Source organism: Myxococcales bacterium (assembly GCA_016717005.1).
In the GTDB taxonomy this organism is placed as follows: Bacteria; Myxococcota_A; Polyangia; order Haliangiales; family Haliangiaceae; genus UBA2376.
In genome coordinates, this window is sequence record JADJUF010000001.1 from 970,932 (window position 1) to 989,338 (window position 18,407).

At 75.5% G+C, this 18,407-nt stretch carries 17 protein-coding genes and 1 pseudogene; 12 read left to right on the forward strand and 6 right to left on the reverse strand.

Annotated features, from left to right (window positions below):
- The first annotated feature begins 51 nt into the window (after window positions 1-51).
- The gene (locus IPL61_04095; protein ID MBK9030512.1) at window positions 52-786 is read left to right on the forward strand and encodes a sigma 54-interacting transcriptional regulator; all 735 of its coding nucleotides are present in this window, start codon (window positions 52-54) and stop codon (window positions 784-786) included.
- 163 nt (window positions 787-949) lie between these two features.
- Entirely contained in the window at window positions 950-1,327 is a 378-nt protein-coding gene (locus IPL61_04100; GenBank protein MBK9030513.1) for a carboxypeptidase regulatory-like domain-containing protein, read from the forward strand.
- 37 nt (window positions 1,328-1,364) lie between these two features.
- Here IPL61_04100 and IPL61_04105 read toward each other — a convergent pair whose 3' ends face one another.
- Complete coding sequence (locus tag IPL61_04105; GenBank protein ID MBK9030514.1) at window positions 1,365-2,300, reverse strand: DUF2236 domain-containing protein; 936 nt, start codon at window positions 2,298-2,300, stop codon at window positions 1,365-1,367.
- 73 nt (window positions 2,301-2,373) lie between these two features.
- On the opposite strand from IPL61_04105, the gene IPL61_04110 reads away from it, so the two are divergent.
- Window positions 2,374-3,519 (forward strand): FIST C-terminal domain-containing protein, encoded by a 1,146-nt coding sequence (locus IPL61_04110; GenBank protein MBK9030515.1) that lies wholly within the window; start codon window positions 2,374-2,376, stop codon window positions 3,517-3,519.
- Window positions 3,520-3,623: 104 nt separating this feature from the next.
- Window positions 3,624-4,454, forward strand: a complete 831-nt coding sequence (locus IPL61_04115; protein MBK9030516.1) for a hypothetical protein — start codon at window positions 3,624-3,626, stop codon at window positions 4,452-4,454.
- Window positions 4,455-4,527: 73 nt separating this feature from the next.
- Here the strand turns inward: IPL61_04115 and IPL61_04120 are convergent, their stop codons facing one another.
- Entirely contained in the window at window positions 4,528-5,688 is a 1,161-nt protein-coding gene (locus IPL61_04120) for a GNAT family N-acetyltransferase (protein MBK9030517.1), read from the reverse strand.
- 49 nt (window positions 5,689-5,737) lie between these two features.
- On the opposite strand from IPL61_04120, the gene grxD reads away from it, so the two are divergent.
- The 6 genes from grxD (at window position 5,738) to IPL61_04150 (ending at window position 11,882) form a co-directional block, all read left to right on the forward strand.
- Window positions 5,738-6,667: a Grx4 family monothiol glutaredoxin gene (gene grxD / locus IPL61_04125; protein ID MBK9030518.1), complete on the forward strand. Its 930-nt coding sequence runs from the start codon at window positions 5,738-5,740 to the stop codon at window positions 6,665-6,667.
- 116 nt (window positions 6,668-6,783) lie between these two features.
- Entirely contained in the window at window positions 6,784-7,965 is a 1,182-nt protein-coding gene (locus tag IPL61_04130; GenBank protein ID MBK9030519.1) for a trypsin-like serine protease, read from the forward strand.
- Window positions 7,962-8,540 carry a hypothetical protein gene (locus IPL61_04135; protein ID MBK9030520.1) on the forward strand — a complete coding sequence of 193 codons (579 nt, stop codon included), beginning with the start codon at window positions 7,962-7,964 and terminating at the stop codon, window positions 8,538-8,540. Before IPL61_04130 ends, IPL61_04135 begins: the two co-directional genes overlap by 4 nt.
- Window positions 8,541-8,575: 35 nt before the next feature.
- A complete protein-coding gene (locus IPL61_04140; GenBank protein MBK9030521.1) occupies window positions 8,576-9,484 on the forward strand; it encodes a DsbA family protein in 909 nt (302 codons plus the stop codon).
- Window positions 9,481-10,362 (forward strand): hypothetical protein, encoded by an 882-nt coding sequence (locus IPL61_04145; GenBank protein ID MBK9030522.1) that lies wholly within the window; start codon window positions 9,481-9,483, stop codon window positions 10,360-10,362. Before IPL61_04140 ends, IPL61_04145 begins: the two co-directional genes overlap by 4 nt.
- Complete coding sequence (locus IPL61_04150) at window positions 10,359-11,882, forward strand: hypothetical protein (protein MBK9030523.1); 1,524 nt, start codon at window positions 10,359-10,361, stop codon at window positions 11,880-11,882. Before IPL61_04145 ends, IPL61_04150 begins: the two co-directional genes overlap by 4 nt.
- Here the strand turns inward: IPL61_04150 and IPL61_04155 are convergent.
- Window positions 11,764-13,884 (reverse strand): sulfatase-like hydrolase/transferase, encoded by a 2,121-nt coding sequence (locus IPL61_04155; protein ID MBK9030524.1) that lies wholly within the window; start codon window positions 13,882-13,884, stop codon window positions 11,764-11,766. The genes IPL61_04150 and IPL61_04155 overlap by 119 nt on opposite strands.
- Window positions 13,885-13,949: 65 nt before the next feature.
- Between IPL61_04155 and IPL61_04160 the strand changes: the two genes are divergently transcribed.
- Window positions 13,950-14,702 carry a hypothetical protein gene (locus IPL61_04160; GenBank protein ID MBK9030525.1) on the forward strand — a complete coding sequence of 251 codons (753 nt, stop codon included), beginning with the start codon at window positions 13,950-13,952 and terminating at the stop codon, window positions 14,700-14,702.
- A 33-nt stretch (window positions 14,703-14,735) separates the two neighbouring features.
- Here IPL61_04160 and IPL61_04165 read toward each other — a convergent pair.
- Together IPL61_04165 and IPL61_04170 are read right to left on the reverse strand one after the other, a co-directional pair.
- A pseudogene (locus IPL61_04165) lies at window positions 14,736-15,280 on the reverse strand (response regulator transcription factor).
- A gap of 9 nt (window positions 15,281-15,289) precedes the next feature.
- Window positions 15,290-16,600, reverse strand: coding sequence for a HAMP domain-containing histidine kinase (locus IPL61_04170; GenBank protein MBK9030526.1), 1,311 nt, complete (start codon window positions 16,598-16,600; stop codon window positions 15,290-15,292).
- Between the two features lie 94 nt (window positions 16,601-16,694).
- Here IPL61_04170 and IPL61_04175 point away from each other — a divergent pair, with 94 nt between their 5' ends.
- Entirely contained in the window at window positions 16,695-17,870 is a 1,176-nt protein-coding gene (locus IPL61_04175; protein MBK9030527.1) for a hypothetical protein, read from the forward strand.
- Between the two features lie 35 nt (window positions 17,871-17,905).
- On the opposite strand, the gene IPL61_04180 is transcribed toward IPL61_04175, so the two are convergent.
- Complete coding sequence (locus IPL61_04180; protein MBK9030528.1) at window positions 17,906-18,253, reverse strand: hypothetical protein; 348 nt, start codon at window positions 18,251-18,253, stop codon at window positions 17,906-17,908.
- Between the last annotated feature and the right edge of the window lie 154 nt (window positions 18,254-18,407).

The following is an 18,407-nucleotide window of genomic DNA, read 5'->3' on the forward strand; positions in this document are numbered from 1 at the left end:
CGCGCCCCGGCGAGTTCGTCGCGGTCAACTGCGGCGCGCTGCCCGCCCAACCTGATCGAGAGCGAGCTGTTCGGCCACAAGAAGGGCTCGTTCTCCGGCGCCCACGCCGATCACGCCGGCCTCGTGCGCGCGGCCGATCACGGCACGCTGTTCCTCGACGAGATCGGCGACCTGCCGGCCGCGGCGCAGGCGACGCTCCTGCGCGTGCTGCAGGAGCGCGAGGTCACGCCGGTCGGCGGCACCCGCCCGGTCGCCGTCGACGTGCGCATCATCGCCGCGACCCACCGCGACCTCGACGAGATGATCGCCGAGGGGCTGTTCCGTCACGATCTGTTCGCGCGCCTGGCCGGGTTCCGGATCTCGGTGCCGGCGCTGGCCGAGCGCCGCCCCGATCTCGGCATCCTGATCGGCTCGCTGTACGAGCGGCACTTCCCGGCCGACGCGGTGGGGCTCGACCTCGACGCCGCGCGGCTGTTGTTCCGCTACCCGTGGCCGCTCAACATCCGCGAGCTCGAGCAGGCGCTGACGACGGCCTCGGTCCTGGCCGGCGCGACGCCGGTGCTCGCCAGCCACCTGCCCGACGCCGTGCGCTCGGGCCGCCCGCCCGGCGCCACCCGCACGGCCCCGCTGACCCCCGCCGACGAGGCCCTGCGCGACAGCCTGTGCGCCGCGATGCGCGACCACCGCGGCAACATCAGCGCGATCGCCCGGGCGCTCAACAAGGACCGCAAGCAGATCCAGCGCTGGGTGAAGCGGTTCGCGATCGATCCCGAGAAGTTCAAGTAGCTCACGGACCTGCGCTGGCGGTGCGGCCGGTGCGACCCCTGCGACCGGTGCGACGGTCCCACGACCGGTCGCAGTCGGTGACGATCGGGTGCAACCGCGCAGCAGGTTCGCGGGTCTACCGATCACCGGAGGCCGGCACGCCGTGTGCTGGACCAAACCACCCATGCGCCCCGCCGCCCTCGCGCTCGCCCTCGCCCTCGTGGTCGGCCCTGCCCAGGCCCTGGCCGGGGGCGTGCGCCGACCGGCGCCCGCGCCCGAGCTGGCGCCGCGGGTCACCGCGCAGATCACCGGACGCGTCGTCGACCCGGCCGGCAAGGCCCTGGCCGGCGTCACCGTGGTCGCGACCCACGCCGATCGTCACGGCCCCGCGCCGCGCCGCGTCCGCAGCGACCGCGACGGCCAGTTCCAGTTCGCGCTGCCGCCGGGCGAGTACGTCTTCGTCGCCCTCGATCGCGAGCTGACCGGCGCGACCCCCGCGATGGCCGTCGCGCGCGCGCTCGAGGTCGTGCTGGTGGTGACGCGCGCGATGACCAGCGCCTGAGCCCCGCGGGGCGAGCGCGGGTGGCGAACCGACGCCGTCAGCGCGGCCGCTGCGCGGTGCGCCCGGCCAGCGCGAACAGCCGGGTCTCGACGAACCGCGCGTAGCGGCTCGGCGGCAGGCCGCGCACGCGGTGGACGGCGTCGCGGTAGGCCGGCAGGTCCCAGGCCGCGCGGGGCGTGACCGCGCGCGCGGCCCGGAGCCCGGCGATCGTGGCGGCGTACGCGACCCGCTCGCGGCGACCGAAGCGGAGCGCGTACTGCGCGCGCACCGGCGGCGGCAAGAGCGCCGCGGTCACCAGCCGGGCGCCGCCGCCGAGCCAGCCACCGAACAGGAAGCCCGCCATCTGCCGCGCCGGCGCGGTGACGGTCAGGGTCGGCGACGCGACGGTCGCGGCGACGTAGGCCGCGAAGGCGTCCCAGGTCGGCGGCAAGGACGCGGCCGGGATGCCGAACAGCCGCGCGAACCGCTGGGCGCCGCGGTAGTAGTCGGCGCGCACCGCCGGCGCCAGCGGCTCGCCGAGCGCGGCGTAGACCGCGACCACCGAGTCGACCAGGGTCGCCCACACCCACGTCAGCGCGGCGTCGTCGTTGGCGTGGTAGGGCGTGCCGCGCGGGAACGCGCCGGCGTCCTCGCCGATCACGCCGGTGATGCGGGTGTGGATCGCGTGGACCCGGCGGGCCGAAAACAGGGCGTCGTCGAGCGTGCCGAACGCCATCGCGAACACGTTGTCGAACGTGCGCCGGAACCGACCGACGACGTCGTCGCGGGTGCGCGAGTGCTCGTGGACGCCGTAGGCGACGAACGGGTGCGCGAGCTGCAGCAGCGCCGCGCGGCCGCCGCCCAGGAAGATCGCCACGTCGCGCTCGATGGCCCAGGCCGGGCTGCCGGGGCCGTGCAGCCCCGCGCGCGGATCGCGCACCTCGGCCGTGAGCGCCGCTAGCCCCGCCTCCAGCTCGGCGCGCGCCACGATCATGGACAACGATCGCGCCGCAGACGCCGCCGGTCAAGCGGTTGTCCTCGCCGGCCGATCGGGTACGATCGTCGTGATGCGCTGGGCCTCGGCCATCGCCACCACCCCCACGACCGACGACGCCTGCGCCGAGGTCACCACCGCCGTGACCCGGGAGCTGGGCGGGGCCCGCGCGGATCTGGTGCTGGTGTTCGTGACCGATCACCACGCGGCCGGGTTCCCGACCCTGTCGCGCGAGCTGGCCGACAGCTTCCCGGGCGCGGTGATCGCCGGGTGCACCGTCGGTGGCGCGATCGGCGGCGGCCTCGAGATCGAGCACCGCCCGGCGGTCGCGGTCACCGCGGCCCACCTGCCCGGCGTCACCGCCGCCGCCTACCACGTCGGCGGCGATCCCGACGGCTGGCTGGCGCCGGACCACGACGCCCGCGCGGTGATCGCGCTGCCGTGCCCGATGACCAGCCCGGTCGACCGCCTGATGGCCTGGACCGACAAGGTCTGGCCGAGCGCGGTCGTCGTCGGCGGGCTGGCGTCGGGCGGCATGACCGGCCGCGGCCGCGGCGACAACACGCTGTTCGTCGGCGACGCCCGCCCCAACGAGGGCGCCGTGCTGATCACGCTCGACGGCGACGTCGCGGTCGACACGATCGTGGCCCAGGGCTGCCGCCCGGTCGGCCCGCCGATGATCGTCAGCAAGGGCCTGGGCAACGTCATCCTCGAGCTCGACGGCCAGCCGGCGCTGGCGGCGCTGACCGCGGTCCACGCGGCGTTGCCCCCGGACCAGCGCGCGCTGTGCCGGCACTCGCTGTTCATCGGCCTGGCGCCCGACGGCGCCCGCCTGGGCCGGCGCGACGTGCTCGTGCGCAACCTGGTCGGCTGCGATCGCGCCAGCGGCGCGCTGACCGTCGCGGCCACGGTCGAACCCGGCCAGGTCGTGCAGTTCCACCTGCGCGACGCCGCCACGTCGGCCGAGGATCTCGCTGAGCTCCTGGCCGAGCCCGGCGCGCCGGCGGCGGGCGCGCTGCTGTTCTCGTGCGTCGGCCGCGGCGCGGCGCTGTACGGCGCGCCCAACCACGACAGCGCCGCGTTCGCCCGGGCCAAGGGCGCGGTGCCGCTGGGCGGGTTCTTCTGCAACGGCGAGGTCGGCCCGGTCGCCGGCAAGACCTTCGTCCACGGCTACACCAGCGCGTTCGCGCTGTTCCGCAAGCGCGGCGCGCTGGCCTGACCGCCGTCGTCGGGCGCGACCGTCGTCCACGGCTCCACCGGCGCGTTCGCGCTGTTCCGCGAGCGCCGCCGCTCCGCGACGCGATCTGCGGTAGCGTCCGACCCATGAAGCACGCGCTCGTGTTCGCGATGATCGTGGCCGTCGCCGCTGGCTGCGGCAAGAAGAAGGACGGCGACGCCGCCGCCAAGCCGACCGAGGCCACCAAGCCGACGGCGCCGCCGCCCCCGCCCCCGCCGTTCACCGGCGCGCTCACGATCGAGCGGGTCATGGGGCTCGACGCCGCGCTCGGCTCGCCGCCGCCGCTGGCGCTCGCCGACGCGCTGGCCCGCGCCAAGGGCCAGGCCGGCGAGCCGACCAAGATCGACGGCGATCGCATCGGCTGGGCGGTGGTCGAGGGCGATGACTGCGCCTACGCGTACATCACGAAGTCCGGCGCCGACCAGGTCGGGGGCGTGACCAAGGCCCAGAAGGTCGCCAAGGGCGAGCTGCCCGGCAACCGCAAGGAGTGCCTGATCATGGCCGGGGTCGACGTGGTCCCGCCCGAGGATCCGGCCGCCGCCGGCCCGCCGACCGACGGCACCGCGGTCACGGTCGACGTGTTCCGCTCGACCGCGGTCGCCGGCCGCTCGAAGTGGAAGGACCAGGTCGTCGCCGTGCGCGGGCTCGTCGCCGGCTCGTCGACCTCGACCAGCAACGGCGACAGCTGGACGACGGTGTCGCTCAAGGCCAGCGCCGACGACGCCGACAAGACCGTGAGCTGCATGGGCCCGAAGAACGGGCCGGCCTCGACCGCGACGCTGGGCGACGAGGTGATCGCCACCGGCGCGGTGAAGATCAACGAGTGGACCTCGATGGGCTCGGGCGACACCACGCTCGAGGCGGCGCTGACCGAGTGCGCGATCGCCGCCGCCCCCGCCGGCAAGAAGAGCAAGTAGCGCCGGGAGGGCCGGGGCGGCGCGGACCGAGCGCGCGATCGCCGCGGCCGCGCCGACGGCACGACGCGCACGATCAGGCCGGGTCGTCGCCCTGGCGGTACGGCCCGTAGGCGTTGAGCTCGGTCATCTGCTGCGCCACCGCGCCGCGCTCGCGCGCGACGAAGTCGTCGATCGCGGCGTGGAGGCCAGGGTGGCGCAGCCAGTGGGCCGAGTAGGTCGGGCTGGCCTCGAAGCCGCGCACCAGCTTGTGCTCGCCCTGGGCGCCGGCCTCGAACAGCGGGATGCCCCGCGCGATGCAGCGCTCGATGCCGCTGTAGTACGCGGTCTCGAAGTGCAGGCAGTCGAGCTCGACGTCGCTGCCCCAGTAGCGGCCGTACAGGCCACCGGGCGTCTCGAAGAACAGCGCGCCGGCGACGGCCTTGCCGCCGACCTCGACCTCGGCCACCCAGGTCTCGTCGGGCAGCGCCGCGGCGACCCGGTGGAAGAACCCCGGGCGCAGGTAGTCGTGGCCGCCGTGCTCCTCGGTCGTCGATCGGTACCAGCGATCGACGTTGTCGAGCTGCGCGGTGGTCAGCGCCGCGCCCGGCACCCAGCGCACGCCGTCGATCGCCGCGTGGACCCGGGCCCGCTCCTTGCGCAGCTGCTTGCGCTTGCGCGACGCCAGCGCGCCGAGGAACCCGTCCCACGACGGGTAGCCGCGGTTGTGCCAGTGGAACTGGAAGCTGGCGCGCGGCAAGAAGCCGAGCTCCGCCAGGGCGGCCTGCTCGTCGGCGTCGCAGAACAGCCAGTGGATGGACGAGCAGCCGGTCTCGTCGGCGACCGCCCGCACCGCGGCGGCCAGGAGCTCGGTGGTGCGCGCGCGATCGGCCTCGGGCGCGAGCAAGATCCGGCGGCCGGTGGCCGGGGTGATCGGCGCCGCCACGACCAGCTTCGGGTAATAGGCGATGCCGCCGCGCTCGGCCGCGCCGGCCCAGGCCCAGTCGAAGATGTACTCGCCGTACGAGTGCAGCTTCACGAACGCGGCCACCGCGCCCAGCAGCACCCCGTCGGCCTCGACCAGGATGTAGGCCGGCTGCCAGCCCGAGCGCTTGCCGATCGAGCCCGACGCCTCCAGGGCCGCCAGGAAGCCGTGGCGCAGGAACGGGGACGGGCCGTGGTCCAGCCGGTCCCAGGCGGCCGCGTCGACCGAGGTGATCTTGGGGACCACCCGTACTGCCAGGTCCATGCTAGCCATGTGACACCATCACGCAGTTCACGCAATCCTTGCGCCCGGGAGACGTTGTATGAGCCTCGCGCCTGAGCTCCGCCAGAAGATCGAATCCATCATCGCGTCCGACGCGGTGGTCCTGTTCATGAAGGGGAACCGGTCGTTCCCGCAGTGCGGATTCTCCGCGGCGGTGGTCCAGATCCTCGACAGCATGGTGCCCAACTACACCACCGTCAACGTGCTCGCCGACGCCGCCATCCGCGAGGGCATCAAGGCCTTCTCGTCGTGGCCGACGATCCCGCAGCTCTACGTGAAGGGCGAGTTCGTCGGCGGCGCAGACATCGTCCGGCAGCTCCACGCCTCCGGCGAGCTGCAGGCCAAGCTGGGCGAGCTGGTGGCGCCGGCGGCGCCGCCCGCCGTGACCGTGACCCCGCGCGCCGCCGAGGTGCTGCGCGGCGCCCTGGCCGACGCGAGCGCCGGCGACGTCATCCACCTGTCGATCGACGGCCGCTACGAGCACGGGCTCGACATCGGCCCGCGCGAGCCGGCCTCGGCCACGATCGACGCCGGCGGGATCACCGTGCAGGTCGACGCCGCCAGCGCCCGGCGCGCGGCCGGCGTGGTGATCGACTACGTCGACGGCCCCGGCGGCGCGGGCTTCAAGATCGACAACCCCAGCCGCCCGGCGGCGGTCAAGGTGATCGGTCCCAAGGAGCTCAAGGCGCTGCTCGACAGCGGCCAGGTCAAGGAGCTGTTCGACGTGCGCACGCCGGCCGAGCGCGCGACCGCCACGCTGGCCAACTCGATGCTGCTCGACGACGCCGCGCTGGCGCACATCGAGACGCTCGACAAGGCCACGCCGCTGGCGTTCTTCTGCCACAGCGGCGGCCGCAGCCAGAACGCCGCCGAGCACTTCCTGCAGCAGGGCTGGAAGACCGTCTACAACCTCGGCGGCGGCATCGACGCCTGGTCGGTGCAGGTCGACCCGTCGATCCCGCGTTATTGAACACCTCGGCCCGGATCGGTCCCGACGGGCGACCCGGGACCGGGCGGCCGGGGCTGGCCGCGCCGCTCCCGTCCGCGCCGCTCCCGTTCGCGCCGCGCTCGTGCGAACGTCGGGGCATGCGCGTCGCGCTCCTCGCCGCCATGGTGCTGGCCGTCCCCGCGGCCAGCGCGGCGCCGGGTGACGAGCCGACCTCGCCCCGGACCACCGGCGTCGCGACCTCGGTCATCGGCGGCGCCGACGTGCCGGCCGGTCAGTGGCGCGACGTCGCCGCGGTGCTGTTCGGCAACCAGCAGGGCTGCACCGGCGTGCTGATCGCGCCGTCCGTGGTGATGACCGCCGATCACTGCCGCGACCCCGACCTCAACGCGGTGCTGATCGGCACCAACTCGCTGGCCCGGCCCAGCGCCGGCGAGCTGATCGACGTGGTCGAGCAGATCCCCGGCCCCGGCGCCTACGACGTGGCCCTCTTGATCCTGGCGCGGCCGTCGAAGATGCCGGTGCGCCTGCTCGCGACCGGCTGGGTCCAGCGCGAGATCGTCGACGGCGCCCCGGTCGCGCTGGTCGGCTACGGCGCGATCGATCGCGACGCGATGCGGTTCGTCGACGAGCTGCGCGCGGCCGAGAGCACCGTGACCGACGCCGACTGCAGCCGCAGCGCCGGCTGCGACGCGGCCACGCGGCCCGCCGGCGAGCTCGGCGCCGGCGGCGGCGGCGTCGACACCTGCCCCGGCGACTCGGGCGGGCCGATGTACCTGCGCTCGCCCCACGGCGCGTTCCTGGCCGGCATCACCTCGCGCGGCTACGCCTCGAACCAGTTCGACTGCTCCGAGGGTGGCATCTACACCCGGCCCGACAAGGCCGAGCTGGTGGCCTGGGTCGAGCAGGCGATCGGGACCGAGCTCGAGGACGGCCTGCACCCGCTGGGTGAGCCGATGCGGCTCACGTACGGGGCCACGCGCGCGCAGCGCCTCGACCCCAACGATCCGTACGCGACCGCCCACGCCTGGACGATCGTCACGCCGCCGGCGCGCGGCACCGCGACGCTCGCCGACGACGGCACGCTGACCATCACCGCGCCGCCGGCCGAGGAGGACGCCGACGACAGCGTGCTCATCCGCGCGACCGACGTCGCCGATCCGACCCGGGCCGCGCGGGTCCGGATCGCCCTGGCCTACCGCGCCACCGAGACCGACGACGGCGGCTGCTGCTCGACCGGGTCGGGCGGTGGCGGCGGACCGACCGCGCTCGCGACGCTGCTCGTCGCGGTGATCACCCGTCGACGGAGGAGCTGTCCATGACCTGGCTGCGGTGCAGCGCGTGCAAGCGCGACATCAACCACGGCGCGCTGCACTGGGTGTGCAACGTGTCGACCTGCAATCGCCACAACACCAACTACAAGTTCTGCTCGGTCGCGTGCTGGGACAGCCACGTGGCGACCCTGCGCCACCGCGACTCGTGGGCGGTCGAGGCCCGGGCCCCGCAGCCGGGCGCCGCCGATCGCGCGCCGGCGCCGCCGCGGCCGACCCCGACGCCCCCGACGTCGAACCCGCCCGCGCCGAGCTCGACCGCGCCGACCGCGCCGACCGTGCGCCCGAGCGGCGCCGAGCCGGCCCGCCGGATGGTCGCGCCGCCGGCGCCCGTGGCCACCGCGCCGGCCGCGCCGACCCTGGCGACCGCCGAGGCCGAGATCCTGATCGTCGTGTCGAAGCTGAAGAAGTACATCCGCGATCGCTCGGGCATGAACACGTCCGACTCGGTCGTCGACGTGCTGTCCGAGCACGTCCGGGCGATCTGCGACGACGCGATCCGCACCGCCGCCACCGACGGGCGCAAGACCGTGCTCGATCGCGACGTGCCCAAGGTCCGGCGCTGACGGCAACCCGGCGATCGCCGTGGTAGCGTCCCGGCATGCGCGCGCCCTGGCTCGTCTGCGTCCTCACGCTCTCTGCCTGTGTCTCGAGCGGACGGGTGCACCAGCTCGAGACCCGCATGGCCGCGGCCGAGGCCGCGCAGGCCAAGGGCGAGTTCGAGCTGCGCGCCGCGCTGGCCCGGGTCGAGGCGATGCTCGAGGCCATGGCCGGCACGGTCCGCGACGCCACCGAGGTCGCCGAGCGCTCGGCCGCGCTCGAGGACCAGCTCGACGAGCTCAGCAAGCAGCTGGCGGCGCGGCCCGTGGCGCCGCCAGCGCCGCCGGCGCGCCGCGGACCCGACCCCGACCAGACCTACGGCGTGCCGGTGACCGGCTACCCGGTGCGCGGCAAGGCCACGGCGCTGGTGACGATCGTGCGGGCCGGCGAGTACGCGTGCCCGTTCTGCGAGAAGGTCCGCCCGACCCTCGACCAGATCGCGACCACCTACGGCGACAAGGTCCGGATCGTCTACCGCCAGTACGTGGTGCACCCCCAGGTCGCGACCTACCCGGCGCAGGCCGCGTGCGCCGCGCACCGCCAGGGCAAGTTCTGGGACATGGACAAGCTGCTGTGGGACGAGACCTTCGCCAAGCGCGAGTTCGAGCCGGCCCAGGTCGACGCGCTGGCGGTCCGGATCGGCCTCGACATGAGGCGGTACGCGGCCGACGTGGGTCCGTGCCTGACCGACGTGACCCGCGACCAGACCGAGCTGACGAAGTTCGGCGTCGGCGCGACCCCCGCGTTCTTCATCAACGGTCGGTTCCTGTCGGGCGCGCAGCCGTTCCCGGCGTTCGCGGCGCTGATCGACGAGGAGCTGGTCAAGGCCCAGGCGGCGGTCAAGCGCGGCGTCAAGCCCGCCAAGTTCTACGAGCAGGAGATCGTGAAGAAGGGCCTGCCCAAGCTGTGACCCGACGCGCCGCCGTCGCCGTGACCGTGGTCGCCGCGTTCGGCCTGGGCGTGGCGCTGGCGGTCTCGGGCGACGATGACGCCGGCGTGACGGTCGCGGCGCCGCCCCTGGCCGCTGCGGCCGCGGCCGGCCAGGCCTGGACGCTGACCACCCCGGCCGGGCCGGTGCACGTGTGGGCGCCGGCCGGCTACCACGCCGACGGCGCCGCGGTGATCCTGTACGTCCACGGCTACGGCACCGACGTCGACGGCGCGTGGCGCGACCACCGGCTGCCCGAGCAGTTCGCGCTGTCGGCCGCGAACGCGGTGTTCATCGCGCCCGAGGCGCCGGCCGGCGCGAGGCAGGCGGTGCGCTGGCCCGCGCTCGACGAGCTGCTGGTCGAGGTGTTCGCGGCGATCGAGCTGCCGCGGCCGACCGGCGAGGTCATCGCGATCGGCCACAGCGGCGCCTACCGGACGCTGCTGGCCTGGACCGAGTACCCGCCGCTCGACTGGATCGTCTCGCTCGACGCCACCTACGGCGAGGTCGACGCCTGGCGCGCCTGGATGGCCGCGTCGCCGCGCCACCACCTGCTGTTCGTCGGCGACGACACCGTGCGCTGGACCGAGGGCCTCGCGGCCGCGCTGGCGGCGGACCTGCCCGGCGAGGTCGTCACGCTCGACCGCGAGGACGATCTCGCTGACGAGCCGGCGCCGCCGTGGCGCGCCGCCCGGGCGATCTACCTGCGCTCGCGAGCCGGGCACATGCCGCTGGTGACCGCGGGCGTGGCGATCCCGACGCTGGTCCGCCTGGCGCCGGTCGAGCTCCTGGCCGACGGGCCGTGGCGCGCGCCGCTGGGCCTGCCGCCGCTCGCGCCCGACGGCGGGGCCGCGCCGTGACCGCGCCGGGGGCGACCTGGCGCGATCGCCTGCGCCGGCTCGACTGGCGCGATCGTGGGCTGCGCGCGATCGTCGGCCTGGCGTGCGTGCTGGCGCTGACGCCGCTGGCGACCTTGCGGTTCGACGCGGTCAAGGCGATCACCACGCACGACGCCGCCCCGGGCGCGGCGCCGCGCCTGCCGCGGGCCGCGGGCGTCGGGGTGACGCCGACGCCGCAGCTGCGCGTGGTCCTGATCGACGGCGCCGGGGCCAGCACCGCGCGCACGATGCCGGCCTGGGACGCGCTGTGCGCCCGCGGCCTCGATCTCCAGATCGACGTCGGGTTCCCGACGGTGTCGCTGCCGGTCGAGCTGGCGCTATGGACCGGCCGCACCCAGCAGCAGACCGGCGTCCTGTACCACGCGACCGGCACGCCGGTGCCACCGCCGGCCGACGGCATCCCGGCCGCGGTGCCTGGCTCGATCGCGATCGCCGAGAGCCACCCGTACATCGTCCACTCGCTCGGGTTCGCGCGCACGCTGCCGCCGACGCCGAGCAAGGAGCTGCCGCCGGGGTGGGCCACGCAGTGGGTGACCGAGGCCCGGGCCGCGGTCGCGGGCCCGGCCCGGCTGGTGTTCGTGCACGTGCTGCGGGTCGACACCACCGGCCACAAGCGCGGCAAGGTCTCGGCGGCGTGGCGCGAGGCCGCGGCCGGCGCCGACGCGATCCTGGGCGAGCTGATCGCCGCGGCCCCCGCGGCGCGCTGGCTGGTCCTGGCCGATCACGATCACATCGCGACCGGCGGCCACGGCGGCGAGGACCGGGCGATCCGGATCGTGCGCGGGTGCCTGGCCGGGCCCGACATCGCGGTCGGCCGCGGCGGACCGATCAGCGTCGTCGACGTGGCCCGGGCGATCGCCGACTCGGTCGGCGTGGCGCTGCCCGCGGACTCCGCGGCGCGCCCGCTGCACGCGGCGCTGGCGGCGCCGGTCTCCGACGCCGACGTCCTGCCGCCGCTGCCGCGGGGACGCGTGGCGCTCGCGCTCGTGGTCGTGCTGCTCGGGATCGCCGCCACCGCCTGGGGCGCCCGCGGGCGACTCCTGGCCGCGCCGTGGTGGTGGCCGGCCGCGCTGATCGCGCTGATGGTCCTGGCGACGACGCCGTCGCTGTCGACGCCGATGATCTACAAGCGCGAGGGCCTGATCATGCGCGACGCCTTCGCGCCCGCGCTGATCGTGCTGGTCCTGTTGATGGCGGTCGAGGTCCACCGCGACTGGCGGCGCGCGCTGGTCGCGCAGCTGGCGCTGCCGGTCGCCGCGGCGCTGGCCCTGTGGATCGTCACCGGCGCGACCGGGCTGTGGTTCGGCGAGCCGGTCTGCCCGGTGGTGCCGCGCTGGACCGGGTGGCTGCCGCCGGTGACGCTCATCGCGGCGACGGGGCTGGCGGTGGCCGGGCTTGTCGTTCTCGCCAGCGCCGTCCTGCCTGGGTCCGGTCCATCGGCACGGTCGGGAACCAGCCGTAGCGACCGCGCAGGTCCGTGACCCGATCGGGCTCGCGCGCCGCGAGGTCGGTGCGCTCGCCGGGATCGGCGGCCAGGTCGTACAGCTCGGTCAGGTTGTCGCGCGGGCGCACCAGCAGCTTCCACGGCCACGCGACCACGGCCCACTGATCCTGCTCGTTCATCACCAGCGTGCGGGTGCGCGCGACCAGCGCCGCCGGCGCGCCGAGGATGTCGTCGGTGAGGTCGACGCCGTCGGGCGCGGGCAGGCCCCCGGCGCCGAGCAGCCCCAGCACCGTGGCCGGCAGATCGACCAGCGACACCGGCGCCGCCAGCGTCGCCGGCGCGACGCCGGGCGCGCGCACCAGCACCGGCACGTGCGTGAGCGCGTGGTAGACGACCAGGCCGTGGCGATCGGGCAGGCGCGGATCGTCGCCCAGGCTCTCGCCGTGATCGGCGAAGACCACGACGATCGTGTCGTCGGCGTGGCCGCGCCGGGCCAGCTCGTCGAGCAGCCGGCCGACCTCGGCGTCGATGTTGCCGAGCAGCGCCCGGTAGCGACGGTCGGTCGGCGTCGTGGCGCCCTGGACCTGCGCCAGCAGCGCCTCGGGGATCGTGATCTGCGCGTGCTCGTGGATGTCGAAGTAGTGCGCCCACAGCGCGAACCGGTGCGGGCCGACCCCGTCGAGGAACGCCAGCGCGCGATCGGTGGTGGCGCCGGCGGTGATGCGGTCGCCGACGTCGCGGTGGCTGCCGTCGGTCACGACCCGGTCGACCGAGGCCCAGCCCCGGGTCAGCAGGGTCTCGCCGGCGTAGCGCAGCACCTCGCGCGGCAGGATCGCGTGGGTGGTGCGGCCGCTCGCGATCAGCGCCTCGCCCAGCGTGGTCGCGATGGCCTGGAACGGGTTCCAGCGGCCGGTCGCGACCGTGGCCATCGACACGTCGGTGCCGGCGGCGGGCGCCAGCGCGTTGGCGAACGCCACCGACTCGGCCCGCAGGCGATCGAGCCGGGGCACGGTCGGATCGCCGGGCGTCAGGTGATCGGCGCGCAGCGCGTCGATCGACACGATCAGCAGGTTGGCGTCGCGCAGCCGCGCCCGCGCGGCCACCACCTCGGGCCGCGCGCGCCAGGCGTCGAGCGACGCGTCGCGGGCGACGTCGACCACCGGCGCCGGCGGCGGCACCGCGTCGACGCCGTCGCAGTCCTCGTCGCGGCCGTTGCCGGGGAGGTCGGCGGCGCCGACGTGGCGGGTCGGATCGCGGTCGTCGCAGTCGCCGCCGCCGAGGATCGCCGACGAGCCGTCGCCGTCGAGATCGATCAGCGCCCGGGCGCCGCGCGCCAGGTGCCGGAGCTGATCGCCCCGGGTCGCGACCCGGGCCCGATCCGTGGCGCTGCGCAGGCCGCCCCACCCGACCGCGACCGCGGCGATCGCGACCGCGGCCAGGGTCACCAGCCGCGCGCGCAGGCGCCACGGCGGCTGACCGCCGGCCAGGCGCACCGCGGTCGCCAGGCACGCGATCGCCGCGAACACCAGCGCGAGGTGCAGCGTCGGATAGCCCGATCGGAACAGCGCGCGGTTGCCGCCCTCGATGACGACCGCGCCGAGCGCGAGGGCCCCGACCACCAGCGCGCGCCCGCCGCGGCCCCGGGCGAGCAGCCGGCGGGCCACGACGATCGCGACCGTCAGCGCGGCCCAGCCGAGGATCGGCAGCGCGATCGGCGCCCACCGCGCGCCCGGCAGCGTCGCCGCGAACGCGCCCTGGAACAGCGAGTCGCCGACCGGGATCGTGATCGCCAGGCTCGGCGCCGCCTCGACCGCGGCGCGGGCCAGCCCGACCGCGCGGGTCCGCTCGGCCACGCTCGCCGCCGCCGCGCTGGCGGCGCCGGTGATCGCGCCGGCCACGATCGCCAGCACCAGCGCGGCCGCCGCCAGCGCCGGCCGGGTCACCGCGCCCAGGCCCACGACCTCGAGCACGGCCAGCGCGGCGCCTGCGACCATGCCGGCCGCGATCGGGTCAGCCAACCACGAGCGCGCGCGCGACATCGGCCGAATCATGCCACCGGCGCCGACGGCTTGCGCCGGTGGCGGGGGTCATTGCACCCTGCGGCGTGCGCCGCGTGCTCGCCTTGTGCGCCGGGGTTGGCCTCGCCCGGATCGACGGCGCGGCCGCGGACGACGTGGTCCGCGCCGCCGGCGGGCGCGGCGAGTACACGCACACCACCACCCTCGACGGCGGCGCCGCGCTGGCGTGGTGGCGCGAGCCGCTGGGCGCGGCGCTGGCGATCGACGGCGCGCTCGGGGTGGTGATCGCGACCACCGCCGACGGCACCGCGGCCTCGCTCGCCAACCCGCGCGCGCGCGCCAGCTACCAGCTCAGCACGACGACCGCGCTCGATCTCGAGCTGACCCTGCCCGCCGCCAGCCGACGCGGCGCCGGCGGCGCGGTGGCGCAGGCGATGGCCGAGGCCCACCGGATCGATCCGACGCCGTGGCTGGCCGGCGCGACCACCCTCGCGGCCGGGCTGCACCGGCGCTGGCGCCGCCCGCTGGGCGAGGTCAGCCTCGACGCGCACCTGGCGTGGACCACCCGCGGCGACGACCCCGACCTGCCGCTGATCCACGTCGACGCCGCCGGCGCGGTCGCGCTGGCCGAGCGGATCGGCCTGACCGCGGCGTTCCGCACGACCGGCTACGGCCTCGTCGACGACCGCGTCGAGGACTTCGTGCACACGCTGGCGCTCGGCGCGCGCTACCGCGACTGCCGGATCGAGGTCGACCTGGCGGTGGTGGTGCCGGTCGACGCGGCCGATCGCGCGATCGACGCGCTCATGGCGACCGCCGCGGTCGCCTGGCGGCTGTGACCGCCGGCGCGCCGACGTCCAACCCGCTGGACCTCAGCGGTTCGGCGGGTACTTCTGGAGCTTGCGCTGGAGCGACCGGCGGTGGATGCCGAGCCGGCGCGCCGCCTCGGAGATGTTGCCGCCGCAGTCCGACAGCACCCGGTTGATGTGCTCCCACTCGGCGCGGGCCAGGCTGGGCGCGCGGTAGTCGAGTCGGGCGGCTCGAGCGGCGGCGCCTGGCCGCGGGCGAACGCGGCCAGGATCTCGTCGGCGTCGGCCGGCTTGGCCAGGTAGTAGGTGGCGCCCAGCCGGACCGCGTCGATCGCCGTCGCGATGCTGCCGTAGCCGGTCAGGACCACGATCTTGGTCTGCGGGTCGATCTCGAGCAGCGCCTTGACGAGCTCGAGGCCGCTGTGACCAGGCATCTTGAGATCGACCACGGCGAGCTCGGGCGACTCACCGCGCGCGACCGCGACCGCGCTGTCGAAGTCGTGGGCGGTGGTGACCTCGAAGCCACGCTCGATGAACGCGCGGGCGGTGCGGGTGCGAAAGACCTCGTCGTCGTCGCACAGGAGCATGGAGGGCTTGGTGTCCGACATCAGGGATCGTTAGATACCACCTGCCGGGGGGGTCGTGGCTACCGAGCTGGGCCGGCGGCTGCGGGCCCGGGCCGCCGCGTCGACCGGCATGGTCACGGTGATCCGGGTGCCGGCGCCCACGTGCGAGTCGATGACCAGGGCGCCGCCGATGCTCTCGAACACCGCCCGGGCCAGGAACAGCCCCAGGCCCATGCCCCGCCCGGGCTGCTTGGTGGTGAAGAACGGCTCGCCGATCCGGGCCAGGACCTCGGCGCTCATCCCGCGGCCGCGATCGATGACGTCGAACGCGAGGACGCCGGCGCGGCAGGTCGTGGTCACGACGACCTCACCGTCGGGGGGCGACGCGTCCTGGGCGTTGGTCACCAGCGATCGCAGGGCCTGGGTGACCGCCCGCGCCGGCAGGTTGACGAGCGTCGCGGCGACCTCGGCCGGCATCGCGTGGCGGACCGACGGCTCGGCGCGGGCGCCGGTCAGGGCCTCCGCGAGCACCGCGTCGACCCGGATCGAGGTCAGGCCCTCGCCGGCGGCCCCGGCGCCGCCGGCCATCTGATCGAGGATGGCGCGGCACCGCCCGACCTGCTCGCGGATGAGGCGCGCGTCGTCGGCCAGGGCGGTGTTCTCGTGGCCGGCCAGGTGGCGCTCGAGCTCCTTGGCCACGAGCGCGACCGTCCCGAGCGGCGTCGCCAGCTCGTGGGCGGCGCCGGCGGCCATGGTCGCGAGCGCCGCCAGCCGCTCCTGGCGCGCGGTCAGGTTGCGGGCCTCGGCCAGCTCGCGATCGCGCGCGGCCAGCGCGTCGGTCACCCGCAAGAGGAAGTGGACGATGAACGCCGAGGCCACGCCCAGCGCGACCCAGACGCCGATCGCGCGGGTGCGATCGGTCGCCGCCAGCGGCCGGTGATCGACCAGCAACAGCCCGAAGCCGACGAACGACAGCGCCACCAGCGCCCAGGTCCAGGCGGCCTCGAGGATCACCGTCGCCAGCGCGATCTGCACCAGGTAGAGGAAGCCGAACGGGTTGTCGGCGCCGCCGGTCAGGTGTAGCAGGCCGGTGAGCACGGCGACGTCGAGCGCCATCACCGCCGCCAGCACCCGATCGTCGGCGCGGCCGAGGCGCCGGACCGACGCCGACAGCGCCAGGTTCGAGACCAGGCCGATCGCGACCAGGCCCCACAGGAGCGTCAAGGGCAGATCGACGCCGAGCGCGACGTCGGCGAAGCCCACCGTCGCCGCCTGCCCGACGATCTGGGCCCACCGCAGCGAGATGAGCCAGGTCGCGTTGACCGCGCTGGCCTCGGGGATCGAGTTCGTGCGACGGGCCACGGCGCGACCATACCTCCAGGGCGGGCCTGAGTGATCGCGCGCACGCGGTCAGCGCCCGGGCCGACCGGCCGGCGCCCGGTGGTATCTTCGTCGGATGCTGCGGTTGTCCGGCCTGGCCTTGATCCTCGCGCTGACCGCGCCGGCGGCGGTCGCCGACGTGCTGGTCGGGGACGTCGTCGCCACGCGCGCGGCCTGGTCCGCCGACGATCGCGCGATCGTCACGACCGCGACCGTCCGCACCGCCGCGGGCGACGTCGAGGTCGAGCAGCTCGGCGGCCACGCCGACGGCTACACGATGGTGGTGTTCGACGGCGAGCCGGCGCTGGCGGTCGGCATGCGCGCGGAGATCACCGCCCGCGCGATCGCGACCACGACCGCGCCGCGCTACGTCGCCGATCGCGTCGTCGACCGCGACGCCCGCGGGCGCGCGCCGTTCGTGCGGACCACGACCAACAAGAGCGGCAAGCCGCTGCGCTGGGCCAAGGGCTGCGTCGAGGTCGCCTACGGCGTCGAGGGCACGACCGCGATCCCCGGCGACGGTGAGCGCGCGGTCATCGAGGCGACGCTGGCCACCTGGAACCAGGGCGTCGCGGGCTGCTCGTACCAGCACCTGGTCAGCCTGGGGCCGGTCGAGCGCGAGGTCTCGGGCCGCGACTTCGTCTCGGTCGTGAAGTTCCGCGACACCGAGTGGTGCCGCCCCGCCGTCGACGGCAAGCCGCGCAAGTGCCACAGCAACCGCGCCGCCGGGATCACCACCGCGGTGTTCGTCGACGATCCCGGCGACGCCCGCGACGGCGAGCTGGTCGACGCCGACATCGAGCTCAACGGCGTCGACTTCGCGCTCGCGGTCGACGGCCAGAGCCTCGGCGCCGCCGACTGCCAGGCCGACCTCGCCAACACCCTGACCCACGAGCTCGGCCACCTGCTCGGCCTCGAGCACACCTGCCTGACCGCGGCCGACGCGCCCCACGTCGACGGCGCCGGCCAGCCCGTGCCGCTGTGCACCGGGACCCTGACGCCAGCGATCGTCGACGCGACGATGTACCCGTTCCAGGACTGCGGCGAGACGTCGAAGGCGACGCTGTCGCCCGACGAGCTCACCGCCGTGTGCACGATCTACCCGACCGCCGAGGATCCCGGCGTGTGCGCGGCGCCGGATCCGCTGGCCACCGGGTGCTGCTCGACCGGGGCGCCGACCGGCCCGAGCCTGGCCCTGGGCGTCGCGGTCGCGGCGCTCCTCCGCCGCCGCCGATCAGCGCTGCGACGCTAGCTCGGCCGCCGACCGGCGCGGCGCCGCTCCGCCGATCAACGCTTCGACGCGAGCTCGGCCGCCAACCGGCGGGCCTCGTCGTCGGTGCCCGCCAGGCGGATCGCGCCCGGCAGCACCAGCGTGACCGCGCCGCCGCGCCGCTCGATGACGATCGACAGGCCGCCGAACTGGACCACCGTCGGGATCACCGCCGCCGCCGGCGGCGCCAGATCATCGAGGTCATCGGGCTCGGCCCGCGCGTCGAGGAACGGCGGGTGCAGCGCCGGCGCGCTGCCCTGGGCCATGCGCGGGGGCGGCGTCGACGGGGCCGGACCGCCGCCGACGACATCGACGATCCGTTCACGTTCGCCGCGGCGGAAACGGTAGCGAGGACCATCAGACATCGAGACCAGCGTACGGTCATCCGCGCGCCAAGACCATCCCCCGCAAACGGCTAAGAGAGTCCCCCACGAGCGCACCCGCACGCCGCGCGGCGGTTCGTGATCCAGGTCGCAGGGCGCCGCCGCCGCCGCGTCGCAATGCGGCGTCACCGCGCGC

Coding starts and splice junctions, on each gene's coding strand:
- IPL61_04135 (MBK9030520.1), top strand. CDS start 7,962: ATGACCTGGCTGCGGTGCAGCGCGTGCAAGCGCGACATCAACCACGGC.
- IPL61_04140 (MBK9030521.1), top strand. CDS start 8,576: ATGCGCGCGCCCTGGCTCGTCTGCGTCCTCACGCTCTCTGCCTGTGTC.
- IPL61_04100 (MBK9030513.1), top strand. CDS start 950: ATGCGCCCCGCCGCCCTCGCGCTCGCCCTCGCCCTCGTGGTCGGCCCT.
- IPL61_04115 (MBK9030516.1), top strand. CDS start 3,624: ATGAAGCACGCGCTCGTGTTCGCGATGATCGTGGCCGTCGCCGCTGGC.
- IPL61_04110 (MBK9030515.1), top strand. CDS start 2,374: ATGCGCTGGGCCTCGGCCATCGCCACCACCCCCACGACCGACGACGCC.
- IPL61_04155 (MBK9030524.1), bottom strand. CDS start 13,884: ATGTCGCGCGCGCGCTCGTGGTTGGCTGACCCGATCGCGGCCGGCATG.
- IPL61_04175 (MBK9030527.1), top strand. CDS start 16,695: ATGCTGCGGTTGTCCGGCCTGGCCTTGATCCTCGCGCTGACCGCGCCG.
- IPL61_04120 (MBK9030517.1), bottom strand. CDS start 5,688: ATGGCTAGCATGGACCTGGCAGTACGGGTGGTCCCCAAGATCACCTCG.
- IPL61_04180 (MBK9030528.1), bottom strand. CDS start 18,253: ATGTCTGATGGTCCTCGCTACCGTTTCCGCCGCGGCGAACGTGAACGG.
- grxD (MBK9030518.1), top strand. CDS start 5,738: ATGAGCCTCGCGCCTGAGCTCCGCCAGAAGATCGAATCCATCATCGCG.
- IPL61_04105 (MBK9030514.1), bottom strand. CDS start 2,300: ATGATCGTGGCGCGCGCCGAGCTGGAGGCGGGGCTAGCGGCGCTCACG.
- IPL61_04130 (MBK9030519.1), top strand. CDS start 6,784: ATGCGCGTCGCGCTCCTCGCCGCCATGGTGCTGGCCGTCCCCGCGGCC.